Source organism: Chitinophaga sp. (assembly GCF_035564935.1).
Classification (GTDB): Bacteria; Bacteroidota; Bacteroidia; order Chitinophagales; family Chitinophagaceae; genus Chitinophaga.
This window is the reverse complement of sequence record NZ_DATMTE010000529.1, coordinates 1-14,627: the sequence shown is the minus strand read 5'-3', so window position 1 is coordinate 14,627 and position 14,627 is coordinate 1. Positions and strand designations below refer to the sequence as shown.

The following is a 14,627-nucleotide window of genomic DNA, read 5'->3' as shown; positions in this document are numbered from 1 at the left end:
CTCAATCTGGCCGCCGGCCTTTAGGCCGCTTTGTGGTAAAAAAGACTGGTCATACAATGCGTATAAAGAGGTAGATGAATCCACCAGGAAAGTAAGCGCCGCTCTTGGCGATAATGCATTCTGCGAGTAAAGGTTCTCCTTCGGTTTTAAAGCCGGACTTGCCTGTTGAATGGTTTTATTATTGTACCAGGTATAGCGAAGCCCCACTGCCAGCAGCCACTTACGCGCCAAACGGATATGATCGTAGAAATAAGCCGTTTCATAGGTAAGGTTATTCTTAAAGGCACTGCCCATAGCCGGGTTCAGGATAGCCACACTGTCTGCAGCTACACCATAGTTCAGCTTATCGCGGTACAATGGAAAAGTATACAAACCAAAACCCGTATGCAGGGTGTCACGGGAGGAGGTTATATCTCCCCCGATAATAATATCATGCACTATACTACCTGTTTTAAACCTGCCGTTCACATATACCTGCGAGGCAAAGGTTTTTCCACCGTTGGCTGTATTGCTGGCCAGGCGCGCTGTTTGTCCCTGGTTGTCAAAACTCACACCGGTGTAGGTTTCGGAAGAAAGCAGGCTCCATGTTTTGTAGGGCGCCAGTGTGTACTGCGACTGTGAAATAATTCTCCAGTTATCATTAAACTGGTGGGAAAACAATAAGCGCATGGTTTGCGTTTGGTAAAAAGTTTTCGGCAGCCCGGTAGCTGCATTAAGATTTATACCAATGCGGTCATGCAACGCATCTTCTTTCGAACGGAGTTTGGTGATATCAGATCCGTTCAACGATTCACCACGGATATAATCGTATTCTCCCTGGATAAAAGTACGCTCACTGAAATTGTACTGCAACACCGGCGCCACCACATACTTATTAGTCTGCAACAGGTCCAGGTACGAATCCTGGTGCTGGTAAGCCGCATTAAACCGGTAGGAAAAACCTTTTGCCTTTACATTGCTGCCGGCATCCACCGCTATCCGCGCCAGGCCGAAGCTGCCGCCGGTAGCTTCAATATTTAACAGCCGGCTGCCGGGCGTTTTTGTATTGATGTTAATGGTGCCGCTGGCCTCCCCCAGCGAGTTCACAAAACCTGCGGGGCCTTTAATAAAATCAATCGACTCAAACAATGCCTGGTCGTCCAGTACGGCTCCGTAATTAGCATGCCGGGGCATACCATTAATGAGCGAGTAGGCCGCAAATCCCCTGATCTGGATGGAAGCAGAATGATCAAAAGGAGAACTGTTATAGCCAAAGTATACCCCGCTGGCATTGCGGGCCGCATCTTTTAACTCCAGGCCGCCCTGTTGTTGCAGCAATGCAGCGGATACACTGATAATGTTTTGTGGTATCTCCAGTGTTTGCTGACGTAATTTTAATGATGGCGGTAGACTGTCCTTTTTAATAACACTGTTCCGCTGCGACCATACATCAATGGTCTGTAAGTTCCTCCGTATGGGGCTATCCGCCTGTTGGGACCATGCAGCATGTGTGCACAATATAAAACCAAGGAAAAGTAATTGTTTATTCATTTGTATAGATTAGTTTTTTTATCAGACGATAACAGGATGCCGGGAATGCCTGCCAGCAGCAGCATCACTATCAGCGGTATTCCTGCGTTTATGACAGCGGATGATTTTCCCGGAACAGGCTGATGTTCAAAAACGGGTAACTGTTGTAATGCACTTTCAGGCATTATGCGGTTGTACAGCAGGTAACTATTCATAAAACGCATCCATTGCTCCCTGAACAGCCGCACTTCCTGCCGGTAATGCGCATCGGCGGCGGCGTTGGTAGCAGCTGCTGCACTGAACAATTGTTGGGCGCGTGTTACCGGGTTAAAAACCGACAACTGTTGTTGCAGGTTATTATGTACCAGGAGCCGCTGCTGGTAGGAAACACTGATGCGTTCCATACGCCTGTTGAGCAAATCATAATAAGCCACAAATCTTTTGTTGCCATAAGCGGCCGTATCAGCAGGTTGCCTGGTAGCCGCGTATTCGGGATGTGCATAATAAAAACTGTCCAGCAACGGCTGCACGGGCATATTCCAGGTATCTTCCTGGCATTCGCGTTGTTCGGAAGCCAGGGCGGCAGGCAGCGGCAGGGGCGCTTTCACAGCTGCCACGCTACTTACCACAGAGGGTATGATGATAGCCAGTAAACACCAGGCCGCAAGCAGTAGCAGCAGGCTGATGGAAGCAGATTTTTTCAGGGCGATGACCAGCATACAAAAACACAGCCAGCAGCCTAAATACAAGGTTGTAACATAACACCACAGCAGGAGATCTTCTAGGCCTATGCCCGCATATGTATTGATCAGCAGGTAACATAAAATACCTGTTATAACCGCCAGCAGCCATACCATGCCAAACCGCACCACGATGCGGCTTAGTACCACTCTCCAGCTGTTACCGCACTGCAATGCCAGTAAGCGGAAGGTTTGCCGTTCATGCTCCAGCGCATAGCTGTTATGTGTAACTATAATAAGTATCAGTGGGAAGATATAAACCAGTATAAAGGCCAGGTCAAAATTGCCGGCGGCCAATAAAGCAGGGTTGGTAAAAGGAACGTCTGTTTCAGCAAGCCGGTCGTACTTAGTAGAAATAACGATGGCTGCAGGCCATTCTTCCAGTTGCCCCACCGCCAGGGCCGCCATCCTGAGCGGTGGCAGCGTAGCCACCGGCGGGCAGCGAAACTCCACCACCTGCGGCAATCCCGCCTGTGCGGCCAGTTGTTTTCCTTCCACCGTAGTAGTGTCCGCATGAAAGCGCTGATGTAACTCCTTCAGCTGTTGCCGGTGCGCATGCAAAATATCCGCAACCGCTGTTTCCCGTTCGCGCACAATATGATTGCCACACCAACCCGCATAGGCCACAGCCAGCAATAACAGCAGCAATAATATTAAAGTGAGCGGTGCGCGCAGGATACTTCGCCATTCATATTGCAGCACAGAAAAAAATACAAGCATGGATCAGAGATGTAAACGTTTAGAGGATGCTGTGAAGCATAACAGGAGCGCTGCCAGCAGCGTCCATAAGGATAAGGCCAGCATCGCGTTTTGCAAAGTGCTCCGCAACTGCTGCTTATCCGGTGGCGTCATTTCAAAGGGCGGCATATCACGGAAAAACCGGCGACCTGCTATATCAGGGTGTTGTGTCAGCGCCATGTTAAGCGTACGGATAAATGCAGTACGATAAGCCATTGCCTGGGTACGAAATGCATCATGATACTCGATACTGGTGCCTGCCAGCATCCTGGAAATGCGGCGAACGATCATATAGGGATTCAGCCCGGAAACCATATCCAGCTGGTACTGCTGCCTGCTGAATGCCTCCTTTACCGGCTGATAGAAATAATTATATACCCTTTGTTTATATACCTCCCCTTCCTGGAAACTGAGCCCTTCCATATTAAACGGCAGCTTATCCACTGAACTTACACCGTATTGCTGCAGGGTTTTGTCGGTCAGTTTTTGAGCACGCACATAATAGGGACCATCATTACCAAGCCCTTTCAGGTAACCCTGTTTTACACTGTCTTCGAATATACCCCTTCTGAGTACCGGCACGGTATCCCCTATGCGGGTAGCTGCCATGCGGGGCATCAGCATCACTGCTATGAGCCAGCCGGCCAGCATTATTCCATAGGCGGTGGCAGTAGTGTTGCTGTAAGAAGAAATGCAGATACCGGTAAGCACAATAAAAAGATAGTATAGCTGGTACACTGCTATGCTCACTGCTACCACCGGCAACAGTTGCAGCGTGGCGCCTGCAGCCAGTAAAAACAGCCAGCAGGGCAGCACCATTCCTGTTACCGCCAGGTAAATAGCCGTGGTCTTTGCCCACAGCAATGTGCCGGGTGGTATACCTTGTAGCAATAACAGCCTGAATGTACCCCCTTGCCGTTCAGCCGTTACCGTAGGTGCAGCCATTACTATAACCAGTAACGGCACTATCACCTGTAGTATCATGGCCAGGCTGAGTTTACCTATCCTGCCTCCTGCATCCTGCGCATCCGCATTAATAAAGCTTACTTCATGCAGTAAATGCGCTTCAATACGGAAGGTGGTACCGCTGTAATCATTTAACCCCTGGTCAAAAAAGGATCCCGGTGTTACCGGTTTAAAAACATAGGTACCAAAATGCGCTGCTGCATGAGGGTTGCGCTGCTGCTGTTCCCATTGCTGACGAAATATATGATTGGCATCCTTCCTCACGGTTACTGCCTGCCGGTACTGATACCACGACAGCCATCCGGCTGTTAGCATCAAAAGCCAGGTGATACCGCACGCCCATGCAAGCACACGTAGCCGGAGCAGGTGCTGAAAGTCTTTCCAGACAAGCATTCTAAATCGCATCTGCCGGTTTTTTTAAAAAAAAGAGATAAATATTTGACACAAAGTTGCATTTTTTATTGAAATTAGCAACATTGTTGCAAATAATTCTTCCGAAATATATTTATACACTATCGATGACCCGGAAAAAATTTAAACATTATCAACAGGCGGATGCGATGGATTGCGGTCCCACATGCATGAAAATGATGGCGGCACACTACGGCAAAACCAAATCCATGGCGTATTTCAGGAGGATATGTTATATCGGGCGCCAGGGCACTACCCTGGCCGGCCTGCAGGCAGCCGCCACGCATACAGGTTTCAGATCGCTGGCAGTTACATTGCCGGCAACACTGCTGCATAAAGCCCCTCTTCCCTGCATCCTGCATTGGAACAAAGCGCATTATGTAGTACTGGTAGCCATAAAAAAGAATAGTGCCATTATTGCCGATCCTGCGCTGAGCAACATTGTGCATATACCGCTCTCCGGGCTTTACCAGCAATGGATCACAGATAATGCCGGCGAACGCGGGAACGCACTTTTCCTGACGCCTACAGAGCAATTACAGCAGCTGGAAAATGACCAGGATGAGGAAGTATCCCTGTATTCCCTGTTGAAATATTTTACCGCATATAGAAAAAAGATTGCCCCGTTGCTGCTCAGCATTATTGCAGCAACAGGCTTTACGGTGATGCTGCCTGTACTTACCCAACAGGTGGCCGACAAGGCTATTGTGCAGCAAAGCGGCTCCATCCTGGTGTTGATATGCCTGGGGCAACTGATGTTATTTACAGGAAAACTGGTGATGGAGTACCTCCGCGCTAAATGGTTGTTTACCATTGGCGCCGGCACCGGTATACGGTTATTGTATCATTACCTCGACAAACTTATCAGGTTGCCGTTTTCATTCTTTGATAACCGGCAAACGGGCGATAATATGCAACGCATTACCGATAACCAGCGCATCGAGGAATTTCTGACAGGCAACCTGGTAAGCATTGTGATGGCGGCGCTTACAGGCACTATACTGGGCATGATGCTGTTGTGGTACAACTGGCAGATATTCCTGCTCTTCTTTGCCGGCGCTGGCATTACCATCTCCTGGTCTTTCGCCTTCCGGCAAAAGAGAAAACTGATCGACCAGGAAAAATTCCGCGTATTATCCGCTATACAACAACTGCAGCTGGAAATATTCCAGGCCATGCAGGAAATAAAACTCACCGGCAGCGGCCACCAGAAAAAAGAACAGCTGCAGGCGCTCCAGGAAAAAGCCTACCAGCTGAAACTGCGGCACCTGCAAATGGACCAGCGCATGCAAGGCTCCGCCACCTTCATCAACGAAGTAAAAAATATCCTCATCATCTTTATCACGGCATCGCTGGTTATTAAAGCACAGCTCACGCTGGGCGCTATGCTGGCGGTAACCTATATATGCGGGCAGCTGAATGCGCCTGTTGCACAGCTGATAGAGTTTATACGAATCTCCCAATATACCCGCTTCAGCCTGCAAAGAATGAATGAAATTTTTGAAGAACCTGCGGAAGATTTTCACCTGCCTGAAACCCCTGTCAATAGCGCTCCTTCAGACATTCACCTTACATCCCTATGCTTCCGTTACGGGCAACCGGGTAGCGCGATGGTGTTGAAAAACATATCCCTTCAGCTGCCGGCGGGGAAAGTAACTGCCATAGTGGGCATGAGCGGCAGTGGTAAAAGTACACTCATCAAACTGCTGCTGAAATTTTACCAGCCCGTGTCCGGTGAAATCTATATAGGGGAAAACGATTTGGCCCACATCCATGCCAACAGCTGGCGGCAGCGCTGCGGCGGCGTTTTACAGGATGGCTATATTTTCAGCGACACTATTGCCGCCAACATCTGCACAGGCGCCGGCGATACAGATACTTCAAAAATGCAGGACGCCGCACGCATGGCGCAGCTGCATCATTTTATCACGTCTCTTCCCTATGGCTATGATACGGTGATAGGGAAAGACGGCTATGGCCTCAGTTCCGGCCAGCAGCAAAGATTACTGATTGCCAGGATGATTTACCGCAACCCCTCCTATATTTTCCTGGATGAAGCCACCAACGCCCTGGATGCCAGCAATGAAAAACATATTGTCCAGAACCTGGAAGCATTTTTCAAAGGGAAAACTGTAGTGGTGGTGGCCCACAGGCTAAGCACCGTTAAAAATGCAGACCAGATTATAGTAATGCACCAGGGAGAGATCGCAGAAACCGGTACGCATGAAAGCCTGGTAGCCCAACAAGGCAAATATTTTCATCTTATCAAAAATCAATTGGAAATCGCTAAAGTATAATCATGAAGATTCACCTGTTCCCTTACGCGTTGATACGCCACAGCGGGCTTTCTGTACAACAAACGGCGTCCTGGCGGCTGAACCTTACCCATCAATGGCTACAGGAAGAAAAAACATTTTCACAACAGCTGCAGCTGGAAAAACAATTGCTGTGCGATCTGTTGTTTGATGCCGTTCAGCAGGAGCAAGACGATAAATTCCGGCAGCAACTCATCTGCCTTAAAAGACAAATTTATAATAGTAAAGAGATCAACACGGCAGTAACAGAAAAAGTAAAAGATAAATTACTGGCAGATAAACTATCGGTATATCTCCAGCTGCAAACCAGCCATGCGAAATGGTTGCAACGCGTTTGCGAAACCTACACCACTCACCTGTACCAAAGCATAAAGCTGTTACAAAAGTTATCAGTTACCGAACCGGTAATGAGAGGCATATTGCTCTCCTCTCCCGTTTTGTTTGATCAACTACCTGCATACATAAAAAAGGAACCGGCAGCGCATAAACAAAGCGATCACAAAATTACATTCAGCCTGTTGCGCTATATAACCCGGATGAGTTATAAAACCTCCCCATTCAGTACTTTTACTACTACCGGCACGGGCGTCTTTGAAAATACACCCGCGCCGCTTCATAAAGGAGGTAGCCATATCCGGGTGAACAACTCGCTATTTGTGTACCTGATGGGCATCTTGCCACATCATCCTTCCATCAGTGAGCACTTATTACTGGCGCCAAATATCACCATTTCCCAACAGGAGCACACGATACGGTTCCTTGTTAATTATTTTAATGTAGAATCGTTTCAACAATTACAGGCCAATGCCGTTATTGCAGAAATTCTGAAGGTATTGCAAACCGGTCCTGTTACCACCCGTACACTTATAAACCATCTTGTGACCGTTATCCCGGATGCATTGCGGGAAGACCTCCGGCGTTACCTGCTGAAGCTGGCCGCTACCGGTCTTATCAGGTATGAGTTACCCATAACAGGTATAGAAGAAGATTGGGCGCATCAGGCATTCACCTACTTTAAAGGAACGGGCAACAGTCATACCGGTTTATGCGAGCTGCTTACCACCCTGGAGCATGGCAGGCATTCCTATGCAAATGCCGGTGCACAACAACGCAGGCAACTGTTAAGCACCACCGCCGCATTGGTTAACTCCCGCTTACAGCAACTACAGGAAGCAGCCGATTTACCCGACACCACCACACCCGCTGCAGGCGCCACTTTCAGGTTACTGCAATTTACCCGGCATACATTCCGGGATAATGAGCTTTTTTATGAAGATGGCCATCATAGTGAACAGGAAGTATTGCCCGCTCCCGTTTTCCATCAGCTTACAAAACAGGCCGATGAACTACTGCAATTGCTAACGCCGATGGATATCATGAAGCCAGTGCGGGAACAACTGCTGCAGTTCTTTCTTTCCCGGTACCTGCCTGCAGACCAGGTACCGGTACTCACATTTTATCATGACTATTACCAGTATAAAACACTATCATCCGCCCTACCAACATCTTCAACAGATGAAGCGTGGAAGCAGCAAATGGAAGCATTGTTATTGCCGCATATGGTCGCGCCACCGGCAACAATTAACCTGGATGCACGTTGCTTCCCGGCCTGTGCCAATAATGAAAAAGCCCTTTCCAGGGGAATGTTTCTGCAGCTGTACCGGGAAAACGGGGCATACTATGGAGTGCTTAATGCGTCACTCCCTGGTATGGGTAAGGTTCCTGGGAGGTTTCTTTATATGTTTGATGAAAACATTACTTCTCAGCTCAGGCAGTTTAACGAACGGTTATATCCTTCCCACCTGATGATGGAACTTAATGATGCCTCGGCCTTTAACGCCAATCATCATCCCCCGTTGCTGCATCATGAACTGCAATTACCCGGCGGATATAATATGTACCCTGCCTCAAAACAGGTACCGGTTACAAAAGTGAATGTAGCCTATAAAGAAGGACAACTAACGCTGTTATATGAAAACCGGGAGATATACGCCTTCGACCTTAACCTGGAAACCTTCAGCAACAGGAGTCACCTGTACCAACTGCTGGCACACTTTAATGCAGACAGCCGGCCATCGCTGCAACATTTCATCCAGCTAACAGATGGCTTATACGGCAGCTGCCACCCGCGGCTCAACAACGCTGTATACTGCTGGCCACGCATCACGTATAACCACACGCTGGTGATACGCCGGAAAACCTGGCAGGTAGCCGTAAAGGCAATCCCCTTACAGCTGCCGGGCGAAAACCCCGCCGCTTATTATATCAGGCTCAATCAATGGAAAGATGCACAGGGACTGCCTGATGCCGTATTTGTATTTCTCAGGAAAAGAGGGATTAAAACATCTGGTGGAAAAAAAGGCGGGCTGGCAGATGATTATAAACCTCAGTACATTTCCTTTCATCAGCCGGTGCTGATACTGCTGCTGCTTAAACTGCTAAGCAGGGCCGGCGATGACCTGTGGCTGGAAGAAGTATTACCTGTACCTGAACACCAGGCAAAAGAATATCTCATCCAATGGTATAAATATTCATCCTCATGATCAGCTGGCTATGTGTACACCTTTATTACCGCGGCAGCCTCGATGAATTGCTTACCGGTTGTGTAGGACCCTTCCTGGACGCGTATCTCCACCTGATGGAAGCCCGCACACCTTATTTTTTTATAAGATACCCCCAAGGCGGCAACCATATCAGGCTACGCATGCATACCCGGTACCATGCCTTGCTGACAGCGCTGCTCCAACGGCATACACAGGCTGCGCTGCTGCCTTTTGCCGTGCACTGCCGGCAGCAGGAATATATCCCGGAAACAGCCCGTTATGGCAACGAAGCCAGTATAGTATGGGCGGAGAATTATTTTCACCTGTCGTCCTTCCAAACAATGCAATGGCTGATCCATAAAAAACCACAGGCGCCCGTATTTGCCATCTGCCAGCACATGGCCTTACTTACACTGGGAGGGTTCAGTACCGCACAACAGCTGGCGCTGTGCAACTATTTTATTGACGACTGGATACGCATATTCAAATCTCCGGAACATAAAGAGCTTATTATAGCTGCCTTTGAACGGTTACTCTTATCCCAAAAGGCGATGCTGCTGCCGGCCATATACCGGCAATACCTGGATTGGCGCAATGATGCCGGTATTACAGCAAAGCTGCGCAACATTACCCATCATTACCTCCACGCCGGCTTTTCAGATGAACAACTGGCGGTTGCCCTTACAGGTATGATGCACATGACCCACAACCGGCTGGGCATCGATAACCAGGAGGAAGCATATATCATGTATTGCTGCAAGGCATGTATCCAACATATTCACGAACATGAAAGAACAATTACTGCAAACATTGAGCACTGAGCTGATAGCCCTGGCTAAATATGACAAACAGGGATACCCGTTTTGGGAGAATAGTTTTTTTGATAAAGATACCCGGGCATTCCTGAAAAAAGATTTTATTACTTTATTCAACGGGGATGCCGGCATCTGTTATTTCTTCCTGTGTTTGTACCGCACCCGTGAACGGAAAGAAGACCTGTTGCTGGCTACCCGGGCATTTGCACATATCTCTCATTGCTGCCAAACTACGCCGCCGGCTTTTTATTGTTTTTATACAGGCATATCAGGTATTATCTATCTGGCTATCATCTTTTATGAAACAACAGGGGAGCAACATTTCCTGGATACCGCTGTGCTGCTGGCTTCCCAACATATGCCAGGTATACTGAAGGTGCCGGAGATGGATCTCCTGAGCGGTGCGGCCGGTAACCTGCTGGTACTTACACACCTGTACCATTACCATAAAAGCGCCACGTTGCTGGGCAGTATTCACCAGCTTTTGCAACGCATTATTGACGATGCCAGGGTTAGCGCACAGGGTGTAAAATGGGATCATCGTAAAATGGCGTACGACAGCCTAACAGGTTTCTCGCATGGCGCGGCAGGCATTGCCTATGCCTTACTGGAAACCGGCCGTTATTTCGGTTACACCGGCTTATATGCACTGGCCAAAGCGGGGCTTGATTATGAGCTGCAGTATTATGATGCATCGCAGGCCGGTTGGCCCGACCTTCGTATTGGCCGGCAACGCTATAACCTGCCGGGCGCCCATACCTGGTGCTTCGATATTTTCAGGGAAGGCATGAAGCCCGTTAATTCATGGGCGCATGGCCCGGCAGGCATTGCTATCACCTACCTGCGCTATGCCGCCATCACCGGCGATATGGCCTTTGAAGAAATCCTCCATCACTGCATACAGCGCTGCCTGCAGGATATCCGGACCGCACGCGAAGACTATACACTTTGCAGCGGCTATGCCGGCATAGCCATAGTATTGGAGGAATATGCCAGGCATTATCCTCATCTATCAGCGGAAATACAGGCAGCTGTGGATCAAATAACAACCGGCGCGGCAGCGCTGTATAATACCAGCGGCTCCTTCAACACGTTTACCCCCGCAAACCGGGAAGACGCGGGACTATTTTCTGGTCGCGCCGGTGTAGGATACATGCTGCTTTCAGAGCATAATAACAATATACTGCTCCCGGTATTGCCCGTAAATAAAAACGTAAAAGAAGACCGGTACCCTGTAAATATGATCTGCATGCGGGTACTCGGCAAATACTTTCCGCGTACAATAGCTGCTATCCCCCACCTGCCGTACTATGATACCGTATTTTCTATGGAGCATTTTATGGCATTCCTGGCAAAGCACCTCCATACCCGTACCAGCGCCGCTATTTTTCCATTGGAATGCGCAGCCCTGGAATTATGGCAGCAGCATAAAGGATACCTCTGTTACTACAAAAAAAATACTTACCGCAGCCAGCATGCCGTAGTACCGGAAAACATAACCGCCACTACAATGCTCAGGATCAGCGATGAAGTGAAACTGCACTATCATATGCAAAATCATGTACTGCTGGAAATGACACCAGAGGGCATTCATGAACGGGTAATGGAAAAATTGCCCGCCGTTCTGCTGGCGTTGCTGCAACAGGAAAAGAGCAGCCATGAACTACTGGAAGGGATTCATTCCCTTATACAACCGCCGGAAGGCTTTACAGCGACCTATCAGCAGTTGCTCCCAAAAATGATCAATGCCGGGTGGATAGTGATATGCCCGGAATAACAACAAACTTCATCCATCATCTTATAATCAGACTCACACATGTTCTTCCGGAAACCAACTTTTTCATTTTTACTGTTAACCTGCTGCGGATTTGCTTTTCAGGCCACCGCTCAAAATGATTCATCAACAATAAAACAGCTGAAAGGTGTTGAAATCAAAATCAACAAGCCTTTAATAAAACAAGCACCCGACCGTTTGGTATATGATGTGCAATCAGACCCCGCGCACCTTACGGAGTCTGTAACGGAAATGCTTACCAAAGTACCGTTGATAACGGTTGATGGCGATAATAACATACGCGTAAAAGGCCGGGGAGATTTTCGTGTATTCATTGACGGTAAACCTTCTGCGGTTACAGCAGCTAATCCAAGGGATGTACTGCGTGTAATGCCCGCTTTAAAGGTAGCCCGCATTGAAATTATTACCATTCCCCCTGCAAAGTACGATGCAGAAGGATTTGGCAGCATTATCAACATCGTTACGGTAAAACAGCGCAACGATGGCTATAGTTTAGCCACAGGAGCAGGCTATAACCTGGTTAACGGGTTCAATGAAAATCTTTCGCTCACTACACGATTTAGTAAATGGCAGTTCAAAGCCAGCGCTTACCTTTACCAGGATATAGCACGCACCAATACTGCCGGCATGTACCAGCAAACTGCTGCGTTACAGCTGCAGCAGGATGGCAGCACCAGCTATCGCAGCACATTTGGCACTGCTGTACTGGAGGCCTTGTATGAAGCGGATTCGCTGAATCATTTTGCGGCATCCGTTACCGCCTACCGGAGCAAGGATCATTACAAATACCAGCAGCAGAACAGTACCAATATTCCTGAAAATGATTATGAATACGTCAATAACAACACGCTATCCGGTAACTCCGTTGATTATACCTTTTCTTACGATAAAGGTTTCAAGCGTCATAAATCACAGCTGTTATCCATTGGATACCGGTTACACACGGCGCCCCAGCAAGTGATCAACGATATGTTGATCACCGGTAAAAACAGGCAGGCACTATTCCAGGAAAACAATAACAGGCTTTATGAGCACACTATGCAGGCCGATTTACTGCTGCCGCTGCGGGCATTGGAACTTGAAACCGGCGTAAAGGCCATACTGCGCAATGGTGCAGCTGATTATCGGTCTTCCGACATCGCAGGATTAACGCCGTCATTCGGTTTTGGCCAGCATGTATACGGCGCTTACCTGTCTGTTCGCAACAATACCGGCTGGTTACAGTTCAGCGGCGGATTACGCACAGAATACAGCGATATCAGGATCGATAATACCGGTAGCCGCCATTACCTGAACTGGATACCCGGCATCTCCCTGCAACATACCTTCGCTAACGGCAACAGCATCAAAGCAGGCTATACGCAGCGGATCACACGCCCTGCGGTGAACCAGCTCAGTCCTTTTACTGACAAGGCCAACCCGCAGGTAGTAACAACGGGCAACGCTTTATTACGGCCTTCCATTCAGCATGAAACGGAGCTTACTTTTTCCGGCGGGCGGCAATTCAGTTATTATATCACCGGCAGTTATACTTCCACCGTTAATGGCATTGAGCAAGTGCTATCGCTCACCGACAGCAACACCGTGTTAACCTATCAGAATATCGGTCAACAACGTATAGCACATATCAATGCCGGCTGCAATTATAGCCTGGGTAAGCGGTGGCGTTTCACTATCAGCACAGACGATGGCTATACGGATGTGCGCTCCGGCGCAGGACCGGATGCCTATGCCAATCATGGTTTTACGGCCAGCGGGTTTATAAATGTTAATTTCCTGGCCGGTAACAGCTGGCGGATCAGCGCTTCTTCTTACACCGCAACAGGCACTATATCATTGCAGGGTACCACCAATGCTTATACCATACTGGTAACAAGGATCAGCAGGGAGATATTTAAAAAGAATGGCACCATCAGTTTTTCGCTTAGTAATCCCTGGCAGCAATACAGGTATATACGCACTTCCCTGGAAATGCCTGCGCTCAGTCAAACTACCGTGCAGCAACGGAACTACAGGAGCATCGGTATCAGCTTCTCTTACCGGCTCAGCAGGCTGCGTGAAGCCATCAGCAATAACCGTGTTGAAATCCGCAATGATGACATCAAATCATCTTCCAAAAAAAATGACTAAAAAAGACCCGGTATAATTTTGCAACATAGTTGCAATAATATATCTTTACTTTAGTTGCAACGAGGGAAAAGCCGAAACCCTTTCAACAGTAGGCATCATTTATTAAATCCTATTTCATGAACAACAAATCTGCAAATCTCCAGCTGACACTGGAGGACTTACAATTAGAAAGCTTCGTAACCAGCATTGACAGTGAAATGGCACAGCGCATTGCCGGCGGTCTTGGTAGCCTGGAACATCCAACCCATACACAGCCTACTGACACCGATGACATACCACATGCCAAGTGTACAACGGTAGTATGTTAAGCATTTTATAGACAGCGCCAGGTATCTCCATTAAGATACCTGGTGTTTTTTTATGCCCCGAAGGCCGGATAATTAACTTAAGTGAAAAAATGCCTGCTCACTTTGCCTCTATATTTGTTTAAAATATAGAATTATGGGATTATCATCTTTAGGCATTTTTCATACCGCTATAGGTATTATAGCTATCGTTGCTGGATTAATATCCTTTTTCCAGTCGGGAAAGATCAACCTGGCACATCTGCCGGGAAGGATTTACTTTTACGGAACATTAGTTACAGCACTCGCCGCACTGGGGCTCTCAAAGCATGGGGGATTCAACCCCGGGCACGTGCTTTCCCTTCTTGTTATAGTATTGAT

General features: G+C 48.2%; 9 protein-coding genes and 1 pseudogene. 7 read left to right on the top strand and 3 right to left on the bottom strand.

The window, feature by feature from the left end; genetic code table 11:
- From VN105_RS13575 to VN105_RS13565, 3 genes are all read right to left on the bottom strand, one after another.
- On the bottom strand, nucleotides 1–1,530 hold a 1,530-nt coding region (locus VN105_RS13575; protein ID WP_325641735.1), incomplete at its 3' end, for a TonB-dependent siderophore receptor.
- Entirely contained in the window at nucleotides 1,527–2,969 is a 1,443-nt protein-coding gene (locus VN105_RS13570; protein WP_325641733.1) for a DUF3526 domain-containing protein, read from the bottom strand. The genes VN105_RS13575 and VN105_RS13570, both read right to left, overlap by 4 nt.
- A 3-nt stretch (nucleotides 2,970–2,972) precedes the next feature.
- Entirely contained in the window at nucleotides 2,973–4,358 is a 1,386-nt protein-coding gene (locus VN105_RS13565; protein WP_325641731.1) for a DUF3526 domain-containing protein, read from the bottom strand.
- A gap of 113 nt (nucleotides 4,359–4,471) precedes the next feature.
- Here VN105_RS13565 and VN105_RS13560 point away from each other — a divergent pair, with 113 nt between their 5' ends.
- The 7 genes and pseudogenes from VN105_RS13560 to VN105_RS13530 all read left to right on the top strand — a co-directional run.
- Nucleotides 4,472–6,661: a peptidase domain-containing ABC transporter gene (locus VN105_RS13560; protein ID WP_325641729.1), complete on the top strand. Its 2,190-nt coding sequence runs from the start codon at nucleotides 4,472–4,474 to the stop codon at nucleotides 6,659–6,661.
- Nucleotides 6,662–6,663: 2 nt separating this feature from the next.
- Nucleotides 6,664–9,222, top strand: a complete 2,559-nt coding sequence (locus tag VN105_RS13555; RefSeq protein ID WP_325641727.1) for a lantibiotic dehydratase — start codon at nucleotides 6,664–6,666, stop codon at nucleotides 9,220–9,222.
- Nucleotides 9,219–10,043 carry a thiopeptide-type bacteriocin biosynthesis protein gene (locus VN105_RS13550; RefSeq protein WP_325641725.1) on the top strand — a complete coding sequence of 275 codons (825 nt, stop codon included), beginning with the start codon at nucleotides 9,219–9,221 and terminating at the stop codon, nucleotides 10,041–10,043. The genes VN105_RS13555 and VN105_RS13550 overlap by 4 nt, the downstream gene beginning before the upstream one ends.
- A complete protein-coding gene (locus VN105_RS13545; protein WP_325641723.1) occupies nucleotides 10,009–11,814 on the top strand; it encodes a lanthionine synthetase LanC family protein in 1,806 nt (601 codons plus the stop codon). The genes VN105_RS13550 and VN105_RS13545 overlap by 35 nt, the downstream gene beginning before the upstream one ends.
- A gap of 195 nt (nucleotides 11,815–12,009) precedes the next feature.
- Nucleotides 12,010–13,962, top strand: coding sequence for an outer membrane beta-barrel family protein (locus tag VN105_RS13540; RefSeq protein WP_325641721.1), 1,953 nt, complete (start codon nucleotides 12,010–12,012; stop codon nucleotides 13,960–13,962).
- 116 nt (nucleotides 13,963–14,078) lie between these two features.
- On the top strand, nucleotides 14,079–14,270 hold the full coding sequence (locus tag VN105_RS13535) for a pinensin family lanthipeptide (RefSeq protein ID WP_325641719.1): 192 nt from the start codon (nucleotides 14,079–14,081) through the stop codon (nucleotides 14,268–14,270).
- 133 nt (nucleotides 14,271–14,403) lie between these two features.
- Nucleotides 14,404–14,627 (top strand): annotated as a pseudogene (locus VN105_RS13530) (hypothetical protein); the annotation flags it as partial.